At 71.0% G+C, this 23,011-nt stretch carries 21 protein-coding genes and 1 pseudogene; 13 read left to right on the plus strand and 9 right to left on the minus strand.

Annotated features, from left to right (window positions below; genetic code table 11):
- Positions 1–382 precede the first annotated feature (382 nt).
- Both HNR07_RS35470 and HNR07_RS35475 read left to right on the plus strand, forming a co-directional pair.
- Positions 383–1,012 (plus strand): annotated as a pseudogene (locus HNR07_RS35470) (RNA-guided endonuclease InsQ/TnpB family protein); the annotation flags it as partial.
- A 125-nt stretch (positions 1,013–1,137) separates the two neighbouring features.
- Positions 1,138–1,656 carry an RNA-guided endonuclease InsQ/TnpB family protein gene (locus HNR07_RS35475; protein WP_312893634.1) on the plus strand — a complete coding sequence of 173 codons (519 nt, stop codon included), beginning with the start codon at positions 1,138–1,140 and terminating at the stop codon, positions 1,654–1,656.
- Between the two features lie 33 nt (positions 1,657–1,689).
- On the opposite strand, the gene HNR07_RS06470 is transcribed toward HNR07_RS35475, so the two are convergent.
- Positions 1,690–1,893 (minus strand): hypothetical protein, encoded by a 204-nt coding sequence (locus tag HNR07_RS06470; protein ID WP_184363195.1) that lies wholly within the window; start codon positions 1,891–1,893, stop codon positions 1,690–1,692.
- Between the two features lie 234 nt (positions 1,894–2,127).
- Between HNR07_RS06470 and HNR07_RS06475 the strand changes: the two genes are divergently transcribed.
- The 3 genes from HNR07_RS06475 (at position 2,128) to HNR07_RS06485 (ending at position 4,774) form a co-directional block, all read left to right on the plus strand.
- Positions 2,128–3,078, plus strand: coding sequence for a ring-cleaving dioxygenase (locus HNR07_RS06475; RefSeq protein ID WP_184363197.1), 951 nt, complete (start codon positions 2,128–2,130; stop codon positions 3,076–3,078).
- Complete coding sequence (locus tag HNR07_RS06480) at positions 3,075–3,719, plus strand: alpha/beta hydrolase (protein ID WP_184363200.1); 645 nt, start codon at positions 3,075–3,077, stop codon at positions 3,717–3,719. Before HNR07_RS06475 ends, HNR07_RS06480 begins: the two co-directional genes overlap by 4 nt.
- Before the next feature lie 287 nt (positions 3,720–4,006).
- On the plus strand, positions 4,007–4,774 hold the full coding sequence (locus HNR07_RS06485; RefSeq protein WP_184363203.1) for a sulfite exporter TauE/SafE family protein: 768 nt from the start codon (positions 4,007–4,009) through the stop codon (positions 4,772–4,774).
- A gap of 117 nt (positions 4,775–4,891) precedes the next feature.
- On the opposite strand, the gene HNR07_RS06490 is transcribed toward HNR07_RS06485, so the two are convergent.
- A complete protein-coding gene (locus HNR07_RS06490) occupies positions 4,892–5,914 on the minus strand; it encodes an ABC transporter substrate-binding protein (protein WP_184363206.1) in 1,023 nt (340 codons plus the stop codon).
- 123 nt (positions 5,915–6,037) lie between these two features.
- Here HNR07_RS06490 and HNR07_RS06495 point away from each other — a divergent pair, with 123 nt between their 5' ends.
- From HNR07_RS06495 to chrA, 4 genes are all read left to right on the plus strand, one after another.
- On the plus strand, positions 6,038–7,072 hold the full coding sequence (locus HNR07_RS06495; RefSeq protein WP_184371608.1) for a FecCD family ABC transporter permease: 1,035 nt from the start codon (positions 6,038–6,040) through the stop codon (positions 7,070–7,072).
- Positions 7,069–8,163, plus strand: a complete 1,095-nt coding sequence (locus HNR07_RS06500) for a FecCD family ABC transporter permease (protein ID WP_184363211.1) — start codon at positions 7,069–7,071, stop codon at positions 8,161–8,163. The genes HNR07_RS06495 and HNR07_RS06500 overlap by 4 nt, the downstream gene beginning before the upstream one ends.
- A gap of 76 nt (positions 8,164–8,239) precedes the next feature.
- On the plus strand, positions 8,240–9,058 hold the full coding sequence (locus tag HNR07_RS06505) for an ABC transporter ATP-binding protein (protein WP_184363215.1): 819 nt from the start codon (positions 8,240–8,242) through the stop codon (positions 9,056–9,058).
- A 157-nt stretch (positions 9,059–9,215) separates the two neighbouring features.
- Complete coding sequence (gene chrA / locus HNR07_RS06510) at positions 9,216–10,463, plus strand: chromate efflux transporter (RefSeq protein WP_184363219.1); 1,248 nt, start codon at positions 9,216–9,218, stop codon at positions 10,461–10,463.
- Positions 10,464–10,506: 43 nt separating this feature from the next.
- On the opposite strand, the gene HNR07_RS06515 is transcribed toward chrA, so the two are convergent.
- Complete coding sequence (locus HNR07_RS06515) at positions 10,507–11,385, minus strand: alpha/beta fold hydrolase (protein WP_184371610.1); 879 nt, start codon at positions 11,383–11,385, stop codon at positions 10,507–10,509.
- Positions 11,386–11,563: 178 nt separating this feature from the next.
- Between HNR07_RS06515 and HNR07_RS06520 the strand changes: the two genes are divergently transcribed.
- On the plus strand, positions 11,564–13,723 hold the full coding sequence (locus HNR07_RS06520) for an AfsR/SARP family transcriptional regulator (RefSeq protein ID WP_184371613.1): 2,160 nt from the start codon (positions 11,564–11,566) through the stop codon (positions 13,721–13,723).
- On the opposite strand, the gene HNR07_RS06525 is transcribed toward HNR07_RS06520, so the two are convergent.
- Positions 13,718–14,194 carry a MerR family DNA-binding protein gene (locus HNR07_RS06525; protein ID WP_312893636.1) on the minus strand — a complete coding sequence of 159 codons (477 nt, stop codon included), beginning with the start codon at positions 14,192–14,194 and terminating at the stop codon, positions 13,718–13,720. The genes HNR07_RS06520 and HNR07_RS06525 overlap by 6 nt on opposite strands.
- 10 nt (positions 14,195–14,204) lie before the next feature.
- Here HNR07_RS06525 and HNR07_RS06530 point away from each other — a divergent pair, with 10 nt between their 5' ends.
- Positions 14,205–14,387 (plus strand): hypothetical protein, encoded by a 183-nt coding sequence (locus tag HNR07_RS06530; protein WP_184363222.1) that lies wholly within the window; start codon positions 14,205–14,207, stop codon positions 14,385–14,387.
- 10 nt (positions 14,388–14,397) lie between these two features.
- Here HNR07_RS06530 and HNR07_RS06535 read toward each other — a convergent pair whose 3' ends face one another.
- The 4 genes from HNR07_RS06535 to HNR07_RS06550 are packed head-to-tail and all read right to left on the minus strand — an operon-like array spanning position 14,398 to position 18,527.
- Positions 14,398–14,982, minus strand: a complete 585-nt coding sequence (locus tag HNR07_RS06535) for a GTP-binding protein (protein ID WP_184363225.1) — start codon at positions 14,980–14,982, stop codon at positions 14,398–14,400.
- Positions 14,983–14,992: 10 nt separating this feature from the next.
- Positions 14,993–15,364, minus strand: coding sequence for a DUF742 domain-containing protein (locus HNR07_RS06540; RefSeq protein WP_184363228.1), 372 nt, complete (start codon positions 15,362–15,364; stop codon positions 14,993–14,995).
- Complete coding sequence (locus HNR07_RS06545) at positions 15,361–15,822, minus strand: roadblock/LC7 domain-containing protein (RefSeq protein WP_184363231.1); 462 nt, start codon at positions 15,820–15,822, stop codon at positions 15,361–15,363. Before HNR07_RS06545 ends, HNR07_RS06540 begins: the two co-directional genes overlap by 4 nt.
- Positions 15,822–18,527, minus strand: a complete 2,706-nt coding sequence (locus tag HNR07_RS06550; RefSeq protein ID WP_184363235.1) for a sensor histidine kinase — start codon at positions 18,525–18,527, stop codon at positions 15,822–15,824. Before HNR07_RS06550 ends, HNR07_RS06545 begins: the two co-directional genes overlap by 1 nt.
- Positions 18,528–19,381: 854 nt before the next feature.
- Between HNR07_RS06550 and HNR07_RS06555 the strand changes: the two genes are divergently transcribed.
- Complete coding sequence (locus tag HNR07_RS06555; protein ID WP_184371615.1) at positions 19,382–19,690, plus strand: 4a-hydroxytetrahydrobiopterin dehydratase; 309 nt, start codon at positions 19,382–19,384, stop codon at positions 19,688–19,690.
- A 409-nt stretch (positions 19,691–20,099) separates the two neighbouring features.
- Here HNR07_RS06555 and HNR07_RS06560 read toward each other — a convergent pair whose 3' ends face one another.
- Entirely contained in the window at positions 20,100–21,716 is a 1,617-nt protein-coding gene (locus HNR07_RS06560; protein ID WP_184363238.1) for an AMP-binding protein, read from the minus strand.
- 183 nt (positions 21,717–21,899) lie between these two features.
- Between HNR07_RS06560 and HNR07_RS06565 the strand changes: the two genes are divergently transcribed.
- Positions 21,900–22,925, plus strand: coding sequence for an acyltransferase domain-containing protein (locus tag HNR07_RS06565; RefSeq protein WP_184363241.1), 1,026 nt, complete (start codon positions 21,900–21,902; stop codon positions 22,923–22,925).
- Positions 22,926–23,011: the final 86 nt, after the last annotated feature.

Genomic DNA, 23,011 nt, shown 5'->3' on the forward strand with positions numbered 1-23,011 from the left:
CCGGGCAGATCTGTCCGCCGGAGCGCGCGTCCCCGGGCGCGGTCGAGATCGGCATCGCAGGGGTAGGCCCTCCTCTGACACAAGGAGGTTCCATGGCCACATGCGATCACAACTGGAGTGCCGGGCCCAACGGCGGTACCGAGCAGTGCTCGAACTGCGGGGCGATCCGGTCCAGGAACTACCTTGATGTAGCGAGAGTGCCCCGGCCCTCAGGCCGGGGGTGAATCGCGTTGCTCCTTGAGGGGGTGTCTGCGGCGCCATTCCTCCAACGGATCGCCCAGCCACATGAGGGTGCGGCCGAATCGGTCCGGTTCGGGGAAGTCGTCGTAGTCCCGGGCGTAGTAGTAGACCGTCCGCAGAGAATTGGGTGAAGGGGGTGGGTGTGGAGATTCAGCGCGGCATCAAGTACCGACTGTGCCCGACCCCCGAACAGGCCGAGACCCTGGACGGGCAGGGGCATGCCGCCCGCGCCCTGTGGAACGCACTCCACGACTGGTGGACCATGGCCTCGCAGAACCGACGGGTGTCCTTGAAGGACGCCGACGCGGCGATCAAGCAGGCCCGCAAGGAGATCGATTTCCTTGCCGCCCTGCCCGCCCAAGCCGCCCAACAGGTGTTGAAGCAGTACCACCGAGCGTGGGTGAACTGCTGGGAGGGCCGTGCCGAAGCACCCCGGTTCAAGTCCCGTGTCCGAGCGAAGATGAGCGTGGACATCCCTCAGGGCCGGGACCTGAACATCACCTGTCTGTCCCGCCGCTGGTCCACCGTCAAGATCCCCAAAGTCGGCACGGTCCGGTTCCGTGCCCACCGGGCCGTCCCCGGGACCGTGACCGGCGCCCGTCTGGTGCGCGAGGCCAACGGCTGGCACATCGTGCTGCGCACCCACTGGGAACAGTCCGACCCCGCACCCCACACCGGCCCCACGGTCGGTATCGACCGGGGCATCGCGGTGCCCCTGGCCCTGTCGGACGGCACCAACCACACCCACACCCTGTGGGAGCGCCCCAAGGAAGCCGAACGGCTCCTTCGCCTGGAACGCAAGGCCGCACGGCAACGCCCCACCACACCCGGGGCGAGCAGATCAGCAACCGGCTCAAGGCCACCTACGACACGATCGCCGCCCTGCGTGCCCGCCTCGTGCGACGGCGCTCCGACTGGCAGCACCAGACCACCCGCACCCTCGCCGACACCTACAGCCTTATCGGGTTGGAGGACCTCAACGTCGCCGGGATGGTCCGATCCGCGAAAGGCACTGTCGAGGCCCCGGGGCGCAGTGCCGCCCAGAAGGCCGGGCTGAACCGGTCCATCCAGGGAGAGGCGTGGCATCAGCTGCACACCCAACTGGCCTACAAGACCACCGAACGCGGCGGCACCGTCATTGTCGTCCCCGCCCCGCACACCTCCCTCAGGTGCCACCGGTGCGGGTTCTCGGATGTGAAGAACCGCAAGAACCAAGCGGTCTTTGCCTGCCGGAACCCCACCTGCGGATGGGTCGGGAATGCTGACACCAACGCCGCCCACAACATCCACCATGCCGCCGAACAGGCGGCCAAACGAGATCCCGCGCAAGGAAGAGGCGTGGCAGGACGTGGAGGCCGTTCACGGCCCGGGAAGCGTCAATCGAAGCGAAAGGGCGACCCGTATGGGAAACCCTGAGCTGGAAGCCCCCGCGTTCACGCGGGGGAGACTTCACTGAGCTCGGACCTGGCGTGCAGGGGTGCGGTCGCAGTCCGTGCAGTCGGTGCGGCAGGGGGCGTCGAAGTTGTTCATGCTCATGGATTTACAGCGAACGCACACCAGGCGCTTCCCACCCGGCGGGTCGTGCCGCCACTCGTGATGGCCGCGGCGGCAGATCCCGGAAGGATGAATACGGGTGGGGTCGCTCGTGCTCATGAATGACACCGTAGCCGCGAGAACCGAGGCCGGGGAAGGCCTCCGGCAGAACGTCACGGTATGGGAGCGGGTGTGACACGGGTGGTGGGGCGGGAAGGGGTGCTCCGACACTGCTGGTCTTGACGGAAGCTAGACCGGTTCCTGGGCGGGGGAGGGGCGACTGTCGCACGGGAATAGTTTAAGATTCAACTTGTTGGTGTCAGTGACCAGCCGCACCAAGGAAGGATGAAGGACATGGACGTGCGCCCCTCGGGGATTCATCATGTGACCGCGATCGCGAGCGACCCCCAGGCCAACGCCGACTTCTACCTGAACGCGCTGGGCATGCGCATGGTGAAGCGGACGGTCAACTTCGACTCCCCCGACACCTACCACTTCTACTACGGCGACCGCGCGGGCAACCCCGGCACGATTATGACCTTCTTCCCCTGGCCCGACGCGCCCAAGGGCAAGATCGGCGCGGGTCAGGCCACCACCACGACCTTCTCCGTGCCGGAGGGGTCCCTGGGCTGGTGGGCCGAGCACCTGGCCGGGCTCAACGTGGAGACCACGCGTCCGCGTACGCGCGGCGAGGAGGACGTCCTCTCCCTGCGCGACCCGGACGGGCTGATCATCGAGTTGGCCGCCAGCGCCGACCACCACGACACCGACCCCTGGGACGGGGGAGTGGTGCCCGCCGACCACGCCATCCGGGGCATCCGCGCGGTCACCCTCACCGAGCAGGACGCCGAGGGCACCGCACAGATGCTCGGCGGTCAGCTGGGCTTCCACCTGCACAGCGAGGACGGCAACCGGATGCGGTTCCGCACCAACGACACCGGTGACGGGGTGGGCACTATCGTCGACGTGCTTGCCGACCCCAGGGCCGAGCGGGGCCTGGTCGCCGCCGGGACCGTGCACCACGTCGCCTACCGCGCCCCGGACACTCCGGTGCAGGACGCCTGGCGTCAGCGCCTGGAGCAGGACGGGGTGGGGGTCACCGAGATCCGCGACCGCACCTACTTCACCTCGATCTACTTCCGTGAGCCCGGCGGGGTGCTGCTGGAGATCGCCACCGACGGCCCCGGCTTCGACTACGACGAACCGCTGCTGGAGCTGGGGCGCTCACTGAAGCTGCCGCCGTGGCTGCAGCCCGACCACGACCAGATCGCCGCCAGCCTGCCGCGGGTGGAGGTCAACCAGTGACCGCGCCCGAGGTCGGCGTCGAGGACTTCACGCACGTCTTCGAACCGGCGACCGCCTCCGGCGCCCCAGCGCTGCTGTTGCTGCACGGAACCGGCGCCGACGAGCACGACCTGTTGCCGCTGGGTCGTGCGCTGGCTCCGGGCGCGGCCCTGCTCTCGCCGCGCGGCAAGGTCACCGAGAACGGTATGAACCGCTGGTTCCGTCGTCTGCGGGAGGGTGTCTTCGACGTCGACGACCTGATCGCGCGCACCGCCGAGCTGGCCGCGTTCGTCCGGGCCGCCATCCTCGCCTATGACCTGGATCCCGAGCGGATCGTGGTCAGCGGGTTCTCCAACGGGGCCAACACGGGCGCGGGTCTGCTGCTGCTCCACCCGGGGCTGGTCGCGGGTGCGGCGCTCTTCGCTGGGGGCGCTCCTCTTCAGGGGCGCGAACCCGACCCGGTGGACCTCTCGGGAGTGCAGGTGTTCCTGGGCAACGGTGTGGCCGACCCGATCACCACCATCGACCAGGCCCGCCTGGTCGCCGCCCAACTGGGGCAGCGGGGCGCGGACGTGGAGGCCCGTGAGCACCCCGGGGGACACCAGTTGACCCCCGACGTGTTGACCCAGGCCAGGGAGTGGTTCGAGCGCGCGAAGTTCTGAGCGCGGTCCCCTCCCCACCGAACGGCGGTGGCGCCCCTTGCGCTCGGGCGCCACCGCTTTCCTTCACGCTACTGCGAATCTACTTCGTAAAGCTGTGCCTTCTCTGAAACGCACACATCCGTATCGCACACGAACGCCAGCGCTCCGTGTCTTGTAAGGGGATCAATGCTCCGGTCCCCTGACGAAGCGGTCGGTTCGGCTGGCTAGATTGGCTCGCGTCCCGTTCCCCGGCCCTGAAGAGAACCGATGATCCCCTCTCTGTCCGCCCTCGCCGAGAACCCCCGGTGATGGACCCCGAAATCCTCGGCCTGCTGTTGCTGGCCGCCGTCGCCGCGGGCTGGATCGACGCCGTCGTCGGGGGAGGGGGCCTGCTACTGCTCCCCGCCCTGATGGTCGCCGCTCCGCACATGCCGCTGGCCACCCTGCTGGGCACCAACAAGCTCGGCGCGGTCTTCGGCACCACCTCCGCCGCCATCGCCTACGCCCGCAAGGTGAGGATCGACCGCAAGGTCGTGATACCCACCGCCGGGCTCGCTCTCCTCGGGTCCGGACTGGGCGCCGCCCTGGCCACCGCCCTGACCGCGGACGTGCTCAAACCGATCATCATGGTCGTCCTGGCCGGGGTGGCCCTGATGGTGGTCTTCCGGCCCGCCATGGGCACCTCGCCCGACCCGGCCATGCGCACCCGCAACCGCGTCCTGGCGGCGCTGGCCCTGGCCGGGCTCGGGGTGAGCTTCTACGACGGCATCATCGGCCCCGGCACGGGCGTGTTCCTGATCATCGCCTTCACCGCGGTGCTGGGCATGGACTTCCTGCACGCCTCGGCCTCGGCCAAGATCGTCAACGTGTGCACCAACATCGGCGCCCTGGTGGTCTTCGCCCTGGGCGGCCACGTCGACTGGCTGTTGGGCCTGGGCCTGGCCGTGTGCACGATCCTGGGCGCCCAGGTCGGCGCCCGCATGGCTCTGCAGCGGGGGTCGGGGTTCGTCAGGGCGGTGCTGCTCGTCGTCGTCCTGGCCCTGCTCGTCCGGATGGGTTGGGACGTCTTCGCCTGAGCGCCCGCGGGGCAGGGCGTCCCCACCCCGCGGGGGCCGTCATCTGTTCAGCTTCGCGATACCGGGCAACGGCATCAGCCGTCACTCCCGGGCCTTGCCTGGGAACGGGTGCGGCTCCTACACCGCCGGGGCCGTCTCCCCGGTCAGCGCCGCGGTGACGTCCTCGATGATCCGGTGGGCGCCGTGGTAGTTGGCCGAACCCCAGAAGTCGTAGTCCATCCGGTACAGCCGCTCGTCCTGGACCGCGCCCAGGTTGGACCACAGGCCCTCGGAGAAGGTGTCGGGGGCGTCCGGGTAGCCCGAACCGGCCAGCACGAAGACCGCGTCTCCGTCGGCCTGGTCCAGGTTCTCGTAGCTGTGCGGGATGAAGTCGGTGTCCCCGTCGGCCTCCACCTGGGTGTCCGGGCGCGCGAAACCCAGGTCGTCCACGATCTGCCCGGGGAAGGACGCGGGCGTCTCCAGCCGGATCTCGCTCTCGCTCTGCAACCGCACCAGGGACAGCTCGGTCCGGGCCGGGTCCACATCGGCCTCGGCCAGGTCGGTGCGGGCCTGCTCGACGGCGGCGTCGTAGGCGGCCACCTCCTCCTCGGCCTCGGCCTGAGCGTCCAGGAGCTCGGCGACCTCCTCAAGGTGACCGCGCCAGGAACCGGTGCCCTCCCACTCCAGCAGAACCGTGGGCGCGATCGCCTCCAGGCTGTCCAGGAGCTCGGTCTGGGCGCCCACCGCGGTGCTCACCCCGATGATGAGGTCGGGCTCGGTGTTGGCCAGTTCCTCGATGTTGATGTCGTCCTCGGCCGGAGAACTGGTCACCAGCGTCAGGTCCGCGCCGTCCACGCCCTCGGGCAGGAAGGGCGCGAGGCCCTGGTCGGCCTCGCCGGGGCTGCCCATGGTGCCGACCACGTCGTGGCCCAGCTGGGTGACGGCGGCCAGAGTGGGCCGCCACAGTACGGCGATCCGCTCGGGGGAGGCGGGGACCTCCACGCTCCCGTTGGCGCCCTCCACCGTGCGGGTCTGGGCGCCTTCCTCGGAGGCGGAACCGCCGCTCTCGGCACCGCCGTCGGTGCCGCAGGCGCTCAGCGCCAGGGCCCCGGCCAGGGCGAACACACTCAACGAGCGTGCGGAACGTATGAATTCGGGCATGTGTGGGGACCCTTTCGTGCGAACAGGATGTAGGTAAGGCTAACCTGTCCGGGTGGGATTCGGTTGATTCCGACCGGGCCCCAGCCATTCACCCGCATGCCCAGTAAGACGAACGGGGAAGCCGTGGCCCTGCGCGCGCCCACACCAACGCGCCCCACCCTGACCAGACGCGTCATCCGCCCCATCGGCCTGATCATCGCCGTGGGCGTCCTCGCCGTCTGCGCGCTCCTGAGCGTCACCGTCGGAGCCAAACCCATCCCCGCCGCCGACGTGTGGGCCGCCCTGACCGACTACAACGGCTCCTATGACCACGACGTCATCCGCAGCCTACGCGTGCCCCGCACCGTCATCGGCATCTTCGTCGGCGCCGCCCTCGGCCTGGCCGGCGCCCTCATGCAGGCCCTGACCCGCAACCCCCTGGCCGAACCCGGCATCCTGGGCATCAACTCCGGTGCCGCCGCGGCCGTGGTCGTGGCCGTCTTCGTCTTCGGCGCCACCGGAGCCGGCCTGGTCTGGCCCGCCTTCATCGGCGCCGCCCTGGCCGCCGTAGCCGTCTACGCCCTGGGCTCGCGCGGCCGCGCCAGCGCCACCCCCGTGCGCCTGGCCCTGGCCGGAACCGCCCTGGCCGCCGTCCTCCAAGGGCTCATCTACGGCGTCATCGTCCTCAACGACTTCGTCTTCGACCGGATCCGGTTCTGGCAGGTCGGCTCCCTGACCGGACGCGACCTCGACATCTTCCTCCAGGTCGCCCCCTTCCTGGTCATCGGCATCCTGGTCACCCTGGCTCTGGGCCCCTCCCTCAACGCCATGGCCCTGGGCGACGACCTGGCCGCCACCCTGGGCGCGAAGATCCCCCTCATCCGCGCCGGGACGGCCGTGGGTGTCATCCTGCTGTGCGGCGCCGCCACCGCCGCCGCCGGACCCATCTGGTTCGTGGGCCTGATCATCCCGCACGCCGCACGCGTGATCACCGGCCCCGACCAGCGCTGGCTGCTTCCCTACGCCGCGGTCCTGGGCGCGATCCTGCTCACCGCCGCCGACACCCTCGGACGCGTCATCCTGCCCAGCTCCGAACTGGAGGTCGGCATCATCACCGCACTCGTCGGGGCGCCCCTGTTCATCGCCCTGGTCCGCAGCAGAAAGATGGCCCAGCTGTGAGCGACACCCTGACACCCCGCCCCCGCACCAGCGCGCCCGTGCCACTCACACCCCGGGGCACCCGGGCCTGGCGCTCCCCGGGCGGCCGCGTCTCCTTCCTAGTGCGCCCGCGCACCCTGGTGGTCAGCCTGGTCCTGATCGCCGTCAGCCTGGCGACCCTGGTCGTTTCGGTCTCGGTCGGCGACTACGAGATCGCCCTCTCGGCCGTGCCCTCCGCCCTGATGGGGTACGGCGAACGCCTGGACGTGTTCTTCGTCCAGGGGGTGCGCCTGCCCCGCGCCCTGACCGCCATCGGCGTGGGCGCGGCCCTGGGCATCGCCGGAGCGGTCTTCCAGAGTCTGTCCCGCAACGCCCTGGGCAGCCCCGACATCATCGGCTTCACCTCCGGCGCCGCCACCGGCGCCGTGGCCGCCATCCTCATCCTGGGCGCCGGACGCCTGGTGGTCTCCCTGGGCGCCATCACCGGCGGCCTGGTCACCGCCGGTGTGGTCTACCTGCTGGCCATGAAGAACGGCGTCCAGGGGTACCGGCTGGTCCTGGTCGGCATCGGCGTCAGCGCCATGCTCGCCTCGGTCCGCGACTACCTGATGACCCGCGCCGACCTCACCGACGCCCTGGGCGCCCAGATCTGGATGATCGGCAGCCTCAACAGCCGCGGCTGGACCGAGGCGGCCGCCGTGTGGATCGGACTGGCCCTGCTGGCCCCGGTCATCTTCGCCATCGGCCAGCGCCTGCGCTTCCTGGAACTGGGCGAGGACACCGCCCGCGGCCTGGGCGTGTCCGCACAGTCCACCCAGATCATCGCGCTGGCCGCCGCCAGCGCCCTGACCGGCGCCGCCATCGCCGTGGCCGGCCCCATCGGCTTCGTGGCCCTGGCCGCACCACAACTGGCCCGACGCCTGACCCGTACCGGCGGCACCACGCTGGTCGGCGCGGCCCTCATGGGTGCCGCGCTCCTGGTCGTGGCCGACCTGGCCGCCATGCGTCTGATGGCACCCACCCAGCTGCCCGTGGGCGTGGTCACCGCCGTCATCGGCGGCAGCTACCTCATCTGGCTGCTCTACACCGAGTGGCGCGGCGGCCGAGCCTGACCCGCACCCGCCCGAGCCGCGGCCCGGACCAGCGGCCGAGGACGAGCCACCACCGAGCCACACCCGAAAGAGAACAATGACCGACGACGCCAGCACCCGCCTCACCGGACAGGACCTCACCCTGTCCTACGACCAGCGCGTCATCTCCCGCGACCTGGCCGTACGCATCCCCGACAACTCCTTCACCGTCATCGTCGGACCCAACGCCTGCGGCAAGTCCACCCTGCTGCGCGCCCTCTCGCGCACCCTCAAGCCCGCCCAGGGCAACGTGCTCCTGGACGGGCAGGTGATCAGCTCCTACCCGGCCAAGGAGGTCGCCCGCCGCCTGGGCCTGCTGCCGCAGTCCTCCATCGCCCCCGACGGCATCGGCGTGGCCGACCTGGTCGCCCGCGGCCGATTCCCCCACCAGAGCTTCCTGCGCCAGTGGTCGGCCCAGGACGAGGCGGTGGTCGCCGAGGCCATGGCCGCCACCGGGGTCAGCGCCCTGGCCGAGCGCTCGGTGGACGAACTCTCCGGCGGCCAGCGCCAGCGCGTGTGGCTTGCCATGGTCCTGGCCCAGCAGACCCCGCTGCTGCTGCTGGACGAGCCCACCACCTACCTGGACATCGCCCACCAGATGGACATGCTCGACCTGTGCGCCGACCTGCACGCCGAGCAGGGGCACACCCTGGTCGCGGTCCTGCACGACCTCAACCACGCCTGCCGCTACGCCACCCACCTGATCGTGATGAAGGACGGCGCGATCATCGCCGAGGGCGAGCCCGCCACGGTGGTCACCGCCGACCTGGTGGAGAAGGTGTTCGGCCTGCCGGTGCGGATCATCCCCGACCCCGAGACCCACACTCCGATGATCGTCCCCGTCGACCGCCGCGGCACCCGCCGCGACCACGACTGAGCGAACACCAGCCGAGCGGGCCGCGGCCATCCGGCCGCCGACCGGCCTGACCGGGGCGCCCCGAACGCAGGACCCGCCCGGGCCCCCGCTATCGTTCCCCCGAACCCACTGCGCCGGTACACGACCCCGCCCTCCCCGCCCACCAAGGAGCACGACCATGAGCCCTGCGCCGGAGCCCTCCGGGGAGGGCGCACCGGTGAGCGGCCCGAGAACGTGCGGGACCCCCGGTGAGGTGTTCTGGGCCTTCCTGTTGCTGGGGCTGACCTCGTTCGGGGGACCGGTGGCCCACCTGGGCTACTTCCGCGACGCCTTCGTGGTACGCAGGGGCTGGCTCACCGAAGCCGCCTACGCCGACCTGGTGGCGCTGTGCCAGTTCCTGCCCGGCCCCGCCTCCAGCCAGGTCGGCATGGCCATCGGCCTGCGCCGCGCCGGGTACGCCGGCATGGCGGCCGCTTGGGTCGCCTTCACACTCCCCTCGGCACTGCTGCTGGCGGCCTTCGCCCTGGGCGTGCGGGCGCTGGGGGCCGAACCCGGCGCCGGATGGCTGCTCGGACTCAAAGCCGCCGCCGTGGCCGTGGTCGCCCACGCGGTGGCGGGCATGGCCACCAGCCTGGCCTCGGGCACGCGCCAGGCCACGATCGCGGTGGCGGCGCTGGTCCTGGTCCTGTTGCTGCCCTCGGCACTGAGCCAGGTCACGGCCATCGCCCTGGGTGCCCTGGCCGGAGCGCTCTGGCTCACCTCCCAGCCCGACGCCGGCCCGGCGGACTTCGCCACGCACGGCTCGGGGACCGGTGTGCGTCGCCGAACCGCCCTGGCGTGTCTGGCCGTGTTCGCCGCTCTGCTCGCGGCCCTGCCGGTCCTGGCCGCCCTGACCGGGAACACGGCCCTGGGGACGGCGGACAGCTTCTACCGCGCCGGGTCACTGGTCTTCGGCGGCGGGCACGTGGTGCTGCCGCTGCTGGAGGCCGAGGTGGTGGGAGCCGGGGCGGTGGACCACGAGTCGTTCCTGGCCGGATACGGCGCGGCCCAGGCCGTACCCGGCCCGCTGTTCACCTTCGCCGCCTACCTGGGCGCCCTCATGCCCGTGGCGGGCAGCCCTCTGCTGGGGGCGACGATCGCCCTGGTCGCGGTCTTCGTGCCTTCGGCGCTGCTGGTCGCGGGCGCGCTGCCGTTCTGGGAGCGGTTGCGCGCCGACGCGCGCGTGCGCCGCGCGGCCGCCGGTGCCGGGGCGGCGGTGGTGGGGATCCTCGCCGCGGCCCTGTACGACCCGGTCTTCGTCCAGGGCGTGGTCTCACCCGCGACGATGGCCCTGGCCGCGGTGGTGTTCGTGGCCCTGGCGGTGTGGCGGGCCCCGGCCTGGGCCGTTGTGCCGGCGGCCAGCGCGATCGGGTTCCTCCTGTTGTGAGGGGCAGCCGTGTGCGGGGCGCGGCCCCGCACACGAACGCGGGTCAGCGTTCCAGGAGATCCCGTAGTTCCCTGACGACTCCGGCCGGGTCCTGCTCGGCCATGAAGTGTCCCGACGTCACCGTGGCGTGCCGCAGGTCTGAGGCCCACGCGCCCCACAGCGCTGCGGCGTCGTAGCCCAGTGCCGCGCCCCAGTCCTGCTGGAGCACCGTCACTGGCATCCCCAAGCGCCGCCCCGCGGCCCGGTCGGCCGCGTCGTGTTCGATGTCGATCCCGGCCGAGGCCCGGTAGTCGGCCACGATCGAGGGAACCGCCCCGGCGCTGGCCTCCAGGTAGGCCCGGCGCACCTGGGCCGGGATCGCCTCCGAACCGGTGGACCAGGCGTCCAGGAAGTACCCGAAGAACGTCTCCGCGCTGGCGGCGATCATCTGCTCGGGCAACCCCGGAGGCTGCGCCATCAGGTACAGGTGGAAGCCCACCGCGCCCCGTACCCCGCGCAGCGCCTCCCACATGTCCAGGGTCGGCAGCACGTCCAGGCTGGCCAGGTGCGTGACCGACCCGGGGTGGTCCAGTCCGGTGCGCACCGCCACCAGCGCCCCGCGGTCGTGCCCGGCCAGGGCGAACCGCTCGTGCCCCAGGGCCCGGGCCAGCTCCACCACGTCGGCGCCCATGGTCCGCTTGGAGTACACCCGCGGCCCTGACTCGAGCGGTTTGTCGCTGTCCCCGTACCCGCGCAGGTCAGGGCAGATGACCGTGTGGTCCGCCGCCAGGTCAGCGGCCACGTGCCGCCACATCAGGTGGGTCTGGGGGAACCCGTGCAGCAGCACCAGGGGCGGCCCCGAACCCCCGACCGCCACGTTCAACGACACGTCCGGTGCCACCCGCACCCGCTCGTACCCGAAACCCTCGATGACCGGAGCCATGCTCACGCCCTGCTTTCTCTCGTGGGGCCTTCCCCGCTGGGATGTGATCCCAGCCTGTCGCGCCCCGATGAGCAACCGATGAGCAGCCCGGCCGGGCCCGCCGGCCAGCGCGTCGCCTGGCCGCCTACCAGGCTGTACGTTGAGCACGGACCACACGGACGCAGGGGAGGGGGTGCCGATGTGGGTGGGTTTCGGGGTGCTCGGCCCCGTCACGGCCTGGGACGAGCACGCACAGCCGCTCGCGCTGCGCGGACCGCGCCACCGCGCCGTTCTGGCCCGGCTGATCGTGGCCCGCCGCCGCGTCGTCCCCGTCGACCTGCTCATCGACGACCTGTGGGAGGGCGCCCCGCCAGCCGGGGCCACCAGTGCGGTGCGCACCTTCGTCGCCGCCCTGCGCCGTGCCCTGGAACCGGACCGCCCGCCCCGGACCGCCGCATCCCTGCTCATCACCCAGGGCCCCGGATACGCACTGGACGCGGCCCCTGAAACCGTCGACGCCTGGCTCTTCGAACACCGCCTCCAGCAGGCCGCCGACCTGGAGCCCGAGCAGGCCCTGCACCGGCTCCAACAGGCCCTGGAACCCTGGCGCGGACCCGCCTACGCCGACTTCCCCGACGCGCCCTGGGCCCGCACCGAACGCGCGCGCCTGGCCGAACTGCGCCTGCACGCCCTCGAACACCTGGCCCGGGCCCGCCTGGACCTGGGGCAGGCAGCCCGAGCCGTCCCCGACCTGGACGCACACGTGAGCGAACACCCCTGGCGCGAGGACGGCTGGCGTCTGCTCGCCCTGGCCCTGTACCGCAGCGGCCGCCAGGGCGAGGCGCTGGCCGTCCTGCGTCGCGCCCGCGCCCTGCTCGTCGAAGACCTGGGCGTGGACCCCGGCCCGGCCCTGCGCCGCCTGGAGCACGACATCCTCCACCAGGCCGCCCGCATCACCCCCGAAGAGCAGCTGCCCGGCGAAGCAGGCCATTTCTCCCGTGGGGGCGGCGAACCCGCGACCGGGACCGTCGGGCCGCACGGTTCTCGTGACCCGGAGCGGAGCCCGGCACCCGGACAGATCACCCAACCCCCAGCCGTGGATCTCGCCTCAGGTGAGTTCCCGGACCCGCCCTCGGACCGGGTCGCTTCCGAGAGTCTTGGGAGCGGTGGCACCCGGGTGTGGGACCGGGCAGCCGACGCCTACCAGCGGACCGTCACCCCGGGGTCGCGGGTCCGGCTCGAATCCACCGTGAGCCTGCTGCGCGACCTGGCCGTCACCGGGCCCGAGGGGCTCAAGGCGGCCCGGTCCCAGCGGGTGGCCGCCATCGACGCGGCCGAGGAGCTGGGCGACGCCCACCTCACGGCCCGGGTGATCGGAGCCTACGACGTTCCCGCCAACTGGACCCGGGTGGACGACCCGGAACAGGCCGTTCAGGTCATCGCCGCGGCCGAGCGCACCCTGAACGCCCTGCCCGCGGCGGGGTACGACGCCGTCCGCGCCCGGCTGCTGGCCACCGTGGCGTTGGAGTCACGCGGCACTCGTGAGCCGCGCGGCCCCGAGGCGGCCCGGGCGGCGGAGCGGATCGCCCGCGATCTGGGCGACCCCGTGCTGCTGGCCTTCGCGCTCAACGCCGGGTACATGCAGACCTTCCACCGCACGGGGCTGGCGCCCGAGCGCGACGCGCTGGGGGTCGAGCTCCTCGCCCTGGCCACCCGGCACGACCTGGTCACCTTCCAGATCCTGGGCCACCTCATCCGGTTGCAGTCGCGCTGTGCCCTGGCCGACTGGGCGCGGGCCGACCAGCACGCACAGGCCGCCCAAGGGCTGGCCCGGCTGCACGAGCGTCCGCTGGCCGAGGTCTTCGTCCGCTGGTACCGGGCACTACGCGTCGGAGCCGACCCGGCCACGCCGTTCGGGGAGGCCGAGGCGGCCTACCGCGACGCCGGAGCTGTGCTGGGCGCTGCGGGCATGCCCGGGCTCGCACACGGTCTGGAGCCCCTGGCGGTGCTGTGCCTGCACCTGGGGCGCGGCCGCGCCGCGCCCACCGGGCCCGGTGTCGACTACGGCCCCCACGAGCCCTGGGCGCGTCCGCACGTGCTGCTGGCCCAGAACCGGCCGGCGGCGGCCGCTGAGGCCGTGGCGCGCCTGCCCGAGCCACCCCGCGGCCTGCTCATGGAAACACATTGGTGCCTGACCGCCCGGGCCGCTCTGGCCTTGGGGGACCGGTCAGTGATGCGCCGGGCCCGGGAGACGCTCGCCCCCGCGGCGGATGAACTCGCCGGGGCGCAGACCGGCATGCTCACCCTGGGCCCGGTCTCCGGCCACCTGCGCGATCTTGACCGCGCCCTGCACTCATAGAGAATCAGGCATTTGAGACTTCTTGGCTTCAGGTCCGGTTCTAGACAGAGAAAGTCTCCAAGGGAGATTGAAGCTCTGGCTTGAAGGAGTAGAGGATCGGAGTCCAGCCGGGGACCGCTGATCCCCACCAGCCAGGGCAGCAACCACCGGGCACACCGCACCGGGTTCCACACACGGCGCGTCCAGCACACCGACCAGAGCTTCCCGCATCCGGCGCAGGTCCTCGATACGTGCGTCGATCTCCGCCACCTTGGCGGCCCCGCGCTCCCTGACCTCCCCGGCCAGGACCACACCGTCACGGGAACGGTCCGACAGGGCGACGAACCCGGCCAGCTCGTTCAGCGTGAACCCCAGCTCCCGACCCCGCCGCAGGAACCGCACCCGCCGCACGTCCTGCGCCTCGTAGAGCCGGTAACCGTTGGACGAGCGCAGCGGTACGGGCAGCAGCTTCCGGCGCTCGTAGAACCGCACCGTCGACACCTTGGGCAAGGCCTCACCCGAGCGATTGCGGGCGCTGGCCCTGGTCGAGACCGACCAACGGGGCCAGCGCGGGCTGCGCTGGCTCACCGGCTACGACTGCAACGGCGAACCGCGAAACGAGCGGGAACGGGAGGCGTACCGCCTCATGCGCGCACGCCTGGGGCACACCCCCGTCACCGACTGAAACCACTCAGCTAGGCACCCGACAGCTCCAGGCGCAGCACCAGTGACACCAGCTCCACCACGACCTCCTTGACCGACTCACGCTCACGGGCATCGCACAACAGCACCGGCACCCCTTCGGCCACGTCCAACGCCACCCGCACGTCCTCCGCACGGTGGGTCAGCTGACCATCGAAGCAGTTCACCGCCACCACGAACGGCACCCCCCGCGACTCGAAGAAATCGATCGCGTCGAAGGAATCCGCCAACCGGCGCGTGTCAGCCAGCACCACAGCGCCCAACGCCCCCTGCGCCAACTCCTCCCACATGAACGAGAACCGCCGCTGACCCGGCGTCCCGAACAGGTACACCACCGTCGAGGCGTCCAACGTGATCCGGCCGAAGTCCAACGCCACCGTCGTCGTGGACTTGGACTCCACCCCGTTCAGATCGTCCACACCCACACTCTCGGAGGTCATCACCTCCTCGGTGTGCAACGACTCCACCTCGCTCAACGCCGAGACCAGCGTCGTCTTACCCGCCCCGAAACCACCCGCGACCACGATCTTCAACGTGTCCGGAACGGGACCACCGTCTGGGGCCAACGAGCCCTCCATCACCACCACCTCACAACTCCCGGATGCGTTCCAACACCGAACGCAACGTCCGCGCGTCCGGCCGACGACGCTCCCAGTCCGAGGTATGCACCATCACCAACCCCTGATCCAGCAGATCCGCCAACAGAACCCGCAACACCCCCAACGGAAACCCCGAATACGAGGCCACCTCCGCCACCGACACCGGACGCACACACACCGACAGAATCAGCTCCAGCTCCGCGTCCACCTCCGAGCGCTCCACCGCCGCAACCGCGACCACCTGCGAGGTCATCGAGAAATCCGTCCGCGAAGGCCGTGTACGACCCCCCGTCAACGAGTACGGACGGATCAGACTCGACTCCGCCGACCACCCCCCGCCCCGCGGAGGCGGCGAACTCACCCCTGCCCTCCCCGCCCCCGGGGCAGTGCCGACAGGTACGGACCCACCTGCCGCACCAACCGGTTCACCTCGAACGCCGCCTGCCCCATGTCACAGGAGGAATCAGCCACCAGAGCCAACTGCGCCCCCTGACCGGCCGGCAGCACGAAGAAGAACACACTGTCCATCTCCACCACGCTCTGCCGCACTTCGGAAGCGCCCAACTGCGCACGCGCGCCCCGGGCCAGACTCGAGAACCCCGACGCGATCGCCGCCAACCGCTCACCCTCCTCCCGGTCCACACCGGGCGAACGCGACAACAGCAACCCGTCCGCCGATAGCAACAGCGCCTGCCGCGCCCCCGCCACCCGCTCCACCAGGTCACCCATCAGCCAGTTCAGCCTCTGTCCCGCGGACACCCCGTCCACGCCGTCCCCGGAGCTCCAGCCCTCGGCCGTGGCCTCAGCCGACATCGACATCACCTTTCCGAACTCTCATCGTGGTGCGACCCCTGCTCGAGCCCACCCTGCGCGCGCTCCACACCGAGGGACTCGGCGCGTCCGCGCTCCGTCCCGGCCTGGAAGGCGCTCATCATCGACCGGATCTCCGACAGCGGACGCTGCCCACCGGTGGCCTGGTTGTTGTGCGCACCGCTCTGCGGCGGGACGGCAGGTACCCTGCGGCGCCGACGCCGCGGCAGGCCCTTGTAGGTGTCGCCCGTGTCGGCGGGAGAGGGGGTCGGGACACCGGATTCGCCCCCATCCTCAGCAGGGAACCGCTCAGCAGGGAACCAGGATCCGCTCGGAGTCGCGAACGCCTCGGGGACACCGGGGCGCGCACCCGCGGGCCCTCCCGGAGTGTTCCACCGGCCGCTCCCGCCCGCCTGGGACTGTGCGCCCGACCCGTTCGGTCCGTCGGGGGCACCCGGCGATCCGCCACGTGGACCTTCGGGGGGCCCGGGGGTCCCCACCGGCGCCGCGGCGTGCCCGGGGTAGGTCGCTCCGGCGGTCCGGGCCGGTAGACCCGCGCTGGTCCGGTTGCCCTCATCGGGGTCCGGCCCGCTGGGCAGCCTGGTGTTCTCCGCCGCCCGGTGCCGTCCGGGGCGCACACGCTCGACCACGGACCCAACCTGACCCGGGGCCGGACCCGGAGCCGAAGCCGGACCCGCAACGGGGTTCACGGTGGGGGAGGAGGGCACAGGCGAGTCCTGCCCGCCGCCCGGACCCGCCAGACCGACCCGGCGCATCGGCCCGGTCTGCCGGACCTGCTCCACCACCGCCGACGCCGGGATCCGCACCAGCGCACGTGTGCCCTCGTAGGGCGAGGCCCGCAGCTCCACCCCGAACCCGTGCCGGGAGGCGATCGTGGCGACCACGTACAACCCCAGCTGGGAGTCCTCCCGCATCCGGCCCAGGTCGAACCGCGGCGGATCACCCAGCAGCGCGTTGGCGTTCTCCAGCTGACCGGCGGTCATCCCCAGACCGCTGTCCTGGACCTGCACCACGTGCTCGCCCGCGTGTTCTCCGCTCTCCAGCGTCCGACCGCTCACGATCACCTCCGTGCCCGGCGGGGAGAAGGAGGCCGCGTTCTCCAGCAGTTCGGCGATCAGCCGCACCAGGTCCGACCCGGCGGCGCCTGACAGCGCCACCTGGGGCAGTACGAGCACCTGCACCCGGGCGTAGTCCTCGATCTCACTGGCCGCGGCCCGCACCGCCTCGTGCAGGCCCACCGGGGACGCTTCGCGGCGGGTGGGCCTGTCGCCGCTGAGCAGCATGAGGTTCTCGGCGTTGCGTCGCATCTGGGTGCTGAAGTGGTCGATCCGAAACAGCGACTCCAGGACCTCGGGGTCGGTCTCGGTGCGCTCCAACCGGTCCAGCAGCGCCAGCTGCCGGTGCACCAGCGACTGGGTGCGCCGGGCGATGTTGCGGAACATGTTGCGCACTCCGGCCCGCACCTGGGCCTCCTCGACGGCGGAGACCACCGCGGCGCGCTGGGCGTCGTTGAAGGCTTCGGCCACCTGGCCGAGTTCGTCGTTCTGGACCTCGGCGAACCGGGGTGTCTCGGCGTCCACGTCCACGCTGTGGCCCGCGCGCAGGCGCGCGGTGACCTGGGGGAGCCTGAAGCGCGCGTGGTGCAGGGTGTGGCTGCGCAGGGCTTGCAGGCGTCGGCCCAGGCGCTGGGAGCCGGTGACGGCGATCACGACCGATGCCAGCGCGGCGGCCAGGGCGATGACGCTGATCACCAGGGCGCTGATGAGCAGGTCCCGGGTCTGGGCGTGGCCCAGTTCGACGATCTGGGCCATGCGTCCCTGTTCGACCTCGCGCATGCGTTCGTCCAGGGCGGCGTTGGCTTCGCTCCAGGTCTGGGCGTCGACGGGTACTCGGGTGTCGGGGCCGCCGGGGTTGCTGATGACGATGTCCTGGAGGCGGTGGACCGAGTTCATCCAGGATGAGCCGGTGAGGTTGCGCGAGTCGGGGCTGCGCCGGCTTCCGGGTGCGGATTCCACCTGGGCCCAGGTGTGCCGCTGGGCGCCCGCGGCGGCGGCGAACTGGGTGTGCGCGTCGGGGGTGAAGGTGTCGGTGGCCGTGGAGTGGGCCAGGATGGCGTCCTGGCGGCTGAGGAACTCGCGGGTGCGCAGGACTGAGGCCAGGGAGCGCAGCTGGGGGGAGATCGCGATGTCGGCGTGGTCGACCTGGGCGTCCCAGATCTCCAGGCCGGTCTCGATGGTGCGGGTGAAGGGGTAGCCGGCCACCTGGAGGGTGTCGACTTCGGGGGAGAGGTCGGTGAGGACCTCCTCCCGGTGGCGGTTGATCAGGTTGAGTTGGCGCTGGAAGGCCAGGACCTGCGGGGGGAGCTCGTCGCGGTCGTACTGGGCCAGTGCCAGAGTGAGGTCTTCGTTGGCCTGGTCGGTTGCGGCGCGGGCGGTCTCGAGGCGTTCGGTGTCCCCGGTGCTGGGCCCGTCGATGGCTGCCATGGTGGCGTGTCGTTCGCGCTGGAGCTGGGTGATCGCGTCCACGACGGGGGCGCCGACCTCGTCGATGAGAGTGGTGGTGGCGCGCAGGTCGCGGATGTCGAAGGCCAGGACGGTGGTGAAGACCGCCCACAGGGCCAGCAGGGCGGTGCTGGGGATGAGCACCAGGGTGATCATGCGGGCGCGAAGCGAGGTGCGCTTCTCGTGGGGCATGGGTTCGCTTCCGGGGGGGAGTGGCGGGGGTGACTGGTGGGGGCCGCCGGTGGGGGATGGGGGCCGGAGTTCCACAGAGCTAATCGTTCCGTGCGGGGATTTGCAAGGCTTTGGTGGTGCTCGGATCCGGTTGGGGCGGGAGTGGCGGGGGCGTCTTTTCGAGCTGATGGGCCCGGTGTCCTGTTCGACTTATAAATCTACGATGTAAAGGCGCCGTGTCTTTTCAAGAAAAACAGCAGGTAAACGACATAGTGGAGCGGCTTACGCCGCACCGATGACACCTGTGCTCCTTCGGGGGAGATGCTGTGCGTGGTGAATCGAGCACGTATGACCGTGGTGTTGGCTGTTCGGGGCTCTGCTGGGCGGCCGGAACCGGCCAATCACGAATTGGTACTGAAACTGGCTCGAACATGGATCGCCCCGGTCCCGCGGCGGGTTCTCGGCAAGGGGCGCTGGGATGGGAGGGGCCGCCCGGCTCAGCGGTCCTCGCCACCATTTGCTGCTCGCGGCCGTCGCTGGGGGCAGCGCGTCCCCGTCCAGCCCAGGTCCCTCGCCCCAGGGTGGAGCGGTTCCTTGGTGAGCGTGCTCGCGGACGCGGAGGTGGACTCTTCGGGTGCTACAGGAGCCCCCGCTGGCGGTCGCCAGGTGCGCGCTGCTTACCTCGGGCCAGCTTGACCGGTACGACTGGGGAGGGCGCCGAGCTGTTGCTGGTGGAGTTCTTCAACAACAACCTGCAGCTGAGGGACTGGTGGTGACCAGCGGTTCCTCGGTCCGTGCTGGCCGGCGGCACCTTTGTGCCGCGGGCGAGTGGGTAGGGGCGGGGGAGGAGCATTCGTGTGAGCGGAGGGGTAGCCATGGCCGGTTTGAGCGGGGAGCAGGTCCGTGAGGGGTTGGGGCGGCTCGACGGATGGGAGTGGGATCCGGAGGCGGTGTTGATTCACCGTACGGTGCGGTTGCCGGACTTTCTGGCGGCCGTGGCGTTGGTGAACGAGGTCGCGCAGGCGGCTGAGCAGGCGGACCACCACCCCGATATCGACATCCGGTACAACACGGTGCGGTTGGCGTTGAGTACGCATTCGGAGGGCGCGGTGACCGACAAGGACATGGCGTTGGCGGCCCGGGTGGACGAGCTGGTCGCGGCGACGGCGCAGACCCTGGAGTGAGGTGGCCGGGGGCTACTGGTCCGGCTCGCGGCCAGGCGGGGCCCGGTTCGTTCGCGGGATGTCGAGGGGCACGGCGGGGCGCTCGGACAACGGCGCTTTCGACCGTGCCCTGCCTGGGTGTGAGGGATCCTCGTGTCGGACACCCCTGCCGCCGGTTCTGGATCCGGGGCCGATGCGGAGCTGCGGAGCGGTCGGTGCGAGCAGGCGCAGGCATGGGGTGGGCGGCCAGGAGCCGTTGGGCGCGGGTTGGGTCGCGTTGGTGCACGGTCGTGGTGCACCCGTGGGCGAGGGCGGGTGCGGTGGGGCGTGTTCGACGATGAGTCGGGTGAGGGCGTGGGTCAGGCCTTGGTCGGTTCCGGTGGTGGGGTCCGGTTGGCGTTGTGGGTCGTAGTCGGGCCAGGCGAGGGGGTCATCGTAGTCGGGCTCGGCGCATTTTTCCGGAGGCGGTGCGGGGGAGTTCGTCGATGAAGTCGACGGTGTGGGGTGCGGCGTGGGGTGCGAAGTGGGTGCTGACCCAGTCGCGGAGTTCTTCGGCGAGTTCGGGGGTGCCGGTGTGGCCTGGGTTGAGGACGATTCGGGCGCCGACGAGGTGTCCGGCGAGTTCGTCGGGGATGGCGTAGACGCCGCATTCGTCGACGGCGGGGTGGGTGGCGAGGGTGGCTTCGACTTCGGTGGGGCCGATGCGGTAGCTGCGGGTGATGATGGCGCCGTTGTCGCGGGTGGAGAAGTGGAGGTTGCCTTGGCGGTCCATGATTCCGGTGTCGCCGGTGAGGTGGTAGGTGCGTTCGGGGGTGAAGCGGATGTCGATGGTGTTTTCGTAGCCGAGGTAGCCGTCGAACCAGTCGAGGGGGCTTTGGGCGCGGTCGATGGCGATGCGGCCGTAGGCGCCCAGGGGTGCGGGTTCGTCGGTGATGGCTTCGAGGACTTGGATGTTCCAGCCGGGGAGGGCTGGGCCGATGGCGCCGGGGGGTGTGGTGGTGGGCGCGTCTTGGAGGTCGCCGTTGGGCAGGCCTGCGCACCAGCCGAGTTCGGTTTGGCCGTAGTGGTCGCGGATGGGGATGCCGAAGAGGTCGGTGGCCCAGTCGATGACGTCGGGGGAGAGGGGTTCTCCGGCGCTGGCGAGGCGTTGGACGATGATTTCGGGGGGCAGGGTCTTGGTGGCTGCGCGCAGGGTGCGGTAGGTGGTGGGGTCGGTGGCGAAGTTGGTGACTTGGTAGAGGCCGAGGACGTCGAGGGTGAGTTCGGGGTCGAAGAATCCGGCGCGCAGGGCGAGGGAGTTGTGGCCGGCGAGGAGGGGGGAGATGAGGCCGTGGTAGAGGCCGTAGGCGGAGCCGGGGTCGGCGGTGTTCCAGTAGACGTCGTCGTCTTGGACGCCGAGGCCGTAGTGGTGGTAGGCGTGCATGGCGGCTAGGGCGCGGGCGGGGACGCGGACGCCGCGGGGTGGGCCGATGAGGTTGGAGACGTAGACGGTGGCGATGTCGCCGTTTCCGGTGGTGGTGTGGGGGGTGGTGTGTGGGGGGTGTTGGCTGAGGGTGGCGAGGGTGTGGTCGTCTTCGCGTAGGGGTTGGGTTCCGGTGGTGGCGATTTTCCAGGTGGGTGGGGTGGGGGTGTGGGGTGTGGGGTCGAGTTTGGTGCGGTATTCGTCGGCGGTGATGACGATGCGGGCGCCGGAGTCGGTGAGGCGTTGGGTGATGGCGGAGGGGGCGAGGGAGGTGAGGAGGGGGACCAGGACTGCGCCTAGGCGCCAGGTGGCCAGGGCGGTGATGGTGAGGTCGATGCCTTTGGGGATGAGGGTGGCGATGCGGTCGCCGGGTTGGATGCCTTGGTGGGCGAGGCCGGTGGCGAGGGTTTGGGAGCGTTCTTTGAGTTGGCCGTAGGTGAGGGTGGTGGGTTCGAGGGTGGGGCCGATTTCGGTGGTGGCGGTGGTGTTGGGGTCGTGGCGGTCGCAGAGGAGGTGGGCCACCGACGTGGTGGGGGAGTTGTAGGTGGCGATCCAGTCGCGCAGGTTCTGCGCTGGGTCGGACATCGGTGGTGTTCCTCTTTTTCGGTGGGTGGCGGGTTGCTTTTAACACTATGCCCACCTGTGGATCTGGTCTCACTGGGCGGTGGGTGGGTTTGGACCGCCTGAGTGTGGTTTTTGTTGGCTTTGTGGTGTTTGTGTGTGGTGTGGTTCTTCCCTTGGGGCGGGTGGGGGCGCCAGGATGTGCGCATGGATAGTGCGCGTGTGGTGGAGCGGTTCGGGCTGGATGCGGGTGTGGGGGAGTGGTTGGCGGCCTGTGAGGGGTTGCCTGAGCCGGGGGTCGCGTTGGAGGTGCCCACGGGGTCGGCGGCGGCCGAGGTGCTCGACATGTTCGTGCTGGCCGAGGATGATCGCGCGGAGTTGGAGGCGCTGTGGCCGGGCGCGGACGGTCCTGGGGGTGAGTGGCCGCAGGAGTTGTGGCACCTGGTGGGGTGTATGTACCGGCGGTTGTGGGCGGATGTGGATCTGCCCGCGGGGGTGTGGCGGCCCTGGCCGGAGTTGGTGCAGGCCGAGGATGCGCGGGTGCGGGCGGCGTCGTTGTGGGCGTTCGCGGCGATGGTGCCCGAGCAGTTGCGGCGGCACGCCCGGCGGGGGATCGACCGTTCGGTGACGGTGGCGACTTTGGCCGATGTGGGTGTGCAGGTGTTGCGGTCGCGGCGGTTGTTCGGGCACTTGAGCGTGGAGACGTCGGCGTGGGTGGCGGCGCAGTTTCGGGACCGGTTGTTCTGGGTGGGGGGTTTGCAGCTGGAGCCCGCGCTGCTCGGGGATCAGGGTCCGGTGGGTTGGTACCCGCCCGAGGAGGCGCGGGCGTTGGGTGCGGGGTTCGCGGTGGGGGATCCGGTGCTGCGGCTGCACATTCCGTCCGGGGGGTTGGGGCCGGAGTCGGTGCAGGATGCGTTGGAGCGGGCCCGGCCTTTCGCGCGTGAGCAGCTGGGGGTGGACGCGGTGGTGGCCACGTGTACCTCGTGGTTGTTGGATCCCTGGTGGGGGCAGGCGTTGGGGGAGGAGTCCAACATCGTGCGGTTCCAGCGCAGGTTCACCTTGGTGGGTGAGGGGTCGCCGGGTGAGGGGGACGTGTTCCGGTTCGTGTTCGGGATGCCGCGGGTGGAGGTGGAGCGGGCTCCTCGGCGTACCCGGTTGGAGCGTGCGGCTGTGGAACGGTTGGAGTCGGGGCAGGGGTTGAAGGTGTGCACGGGGTGGTTGCGTTTGCCCTGACCTTGGGTGTGGCGAAGGGGGTGTGGCGAAGGGGGTCTGCCCGGGTGGGCGGCCCCCTTTTTTTGTGTCGGTGCCGGTGCGGTTGC

The organism is Nocardiopsis metallicus (assembly GCF_014201115.1).
Lineage (GTDB): Bacteria > Actinomycetota > Actinomycetes > Streptosporangiales > Streptosporangiaceae > Nocardiopsis > Nocardiopsis metallicus.

Coding starts and splice junctions, on each gene's coding strand:
- HNR07_RS06470 (WP_184363195.1), bottom strand. CDS start 1,893: ATGAGCACGAGCGACCCCACCCGTATTCATCCTTCCGGGATCTGCCGC.
- HNR07_RS06475 (WP_184363197.1), top strand. CDS start 2,128: ATGGACGTGCGCCCCTCGGGGATTCATCATGTGACCGCGATCGCGAGC.
- HNR07_RS06485 (WP_184363203.1), top strand. CDS start 4,007: ATGGACCCCGAAATCCTCGGCCTGCTGTTGCTGGCCGCCGTCGCCGCG.
- HNR07_RS06490 (WP_184363206.1), bottom strand. CDS start 5,914: ATGCCCGAATTCATACGTTCCGCACGCTCGTTGAGTGTGTTCGCCCTG.
- HNR07_RS06505 (WP_184363215.1), top strand. CDS start 8,240: ATGACCGACGACGCCAGCACCCGCCTCACCGGACAGGACCTCACCCTG.
- chrA (WP_184363219.1), top strand. CDS start 9,216: ATGAGCCCTGCGCCGGAGCCCTCCGGGGAGGGCGCACCGGTGAGCGGC.
- HNR07_RS06515 (WP_184371610.1), bottom strand. CDS start 11,385: ATGGCTCCGGTCATCGAGGGTTTCGGGTACGAGCGGGTGCGGGTGGCA.
- HNR07_RS06520 (WP_184371613.1), top strand. CDS start 11,564: ATGTGGGTGGGTTTCGGGGTGCTCGGCCCCGTCACGGCCTGGGACGAG.
- HNR07_RS06535 (WP_184363225.1), bottom strand. CDS start 14,982: ATGGAGGGCTCGTTGGCCCCAGACGGTGGTCCCGTTCCGGACACGTTG.
- HNR07_RS06545 (WP_184363231.1), bottom strand. CDS start 15,822: ATGTCGATGTCGGCTGAGGCCACGGCCGAGGGCTGGAGCTCCGGGGAC.
- HNR07_RS06550 (WP_184363235.1), bottom strand. CDS start 18,527: ATGCCCCACGAGAAGCGCACCTCGCTTCGCGCCCGCATGATCACCCTG.
- HNR07_RS06555 (WP_184371615.1), top strand. CDS start 19,382: ATGGCCGGTTTGAGCGGGGAGCAGGTCCGTGAGGGGTTGGGGCGGCTC.
- HNR07_RS06560 (WP_184363238.1), bottom strand. CDS start 21,716: ATGTCCGACCCAGCGCAGAACCTGCGCGACTGGATCGCCACCTACAAC.
- HNR07_RS06565 (WP_184363241.1), top strand. CDS start 21,900: ATGGATAGTGCGCGTGTGGTGGAGCGGTTCGGGCTGGATGCGGGTGTG.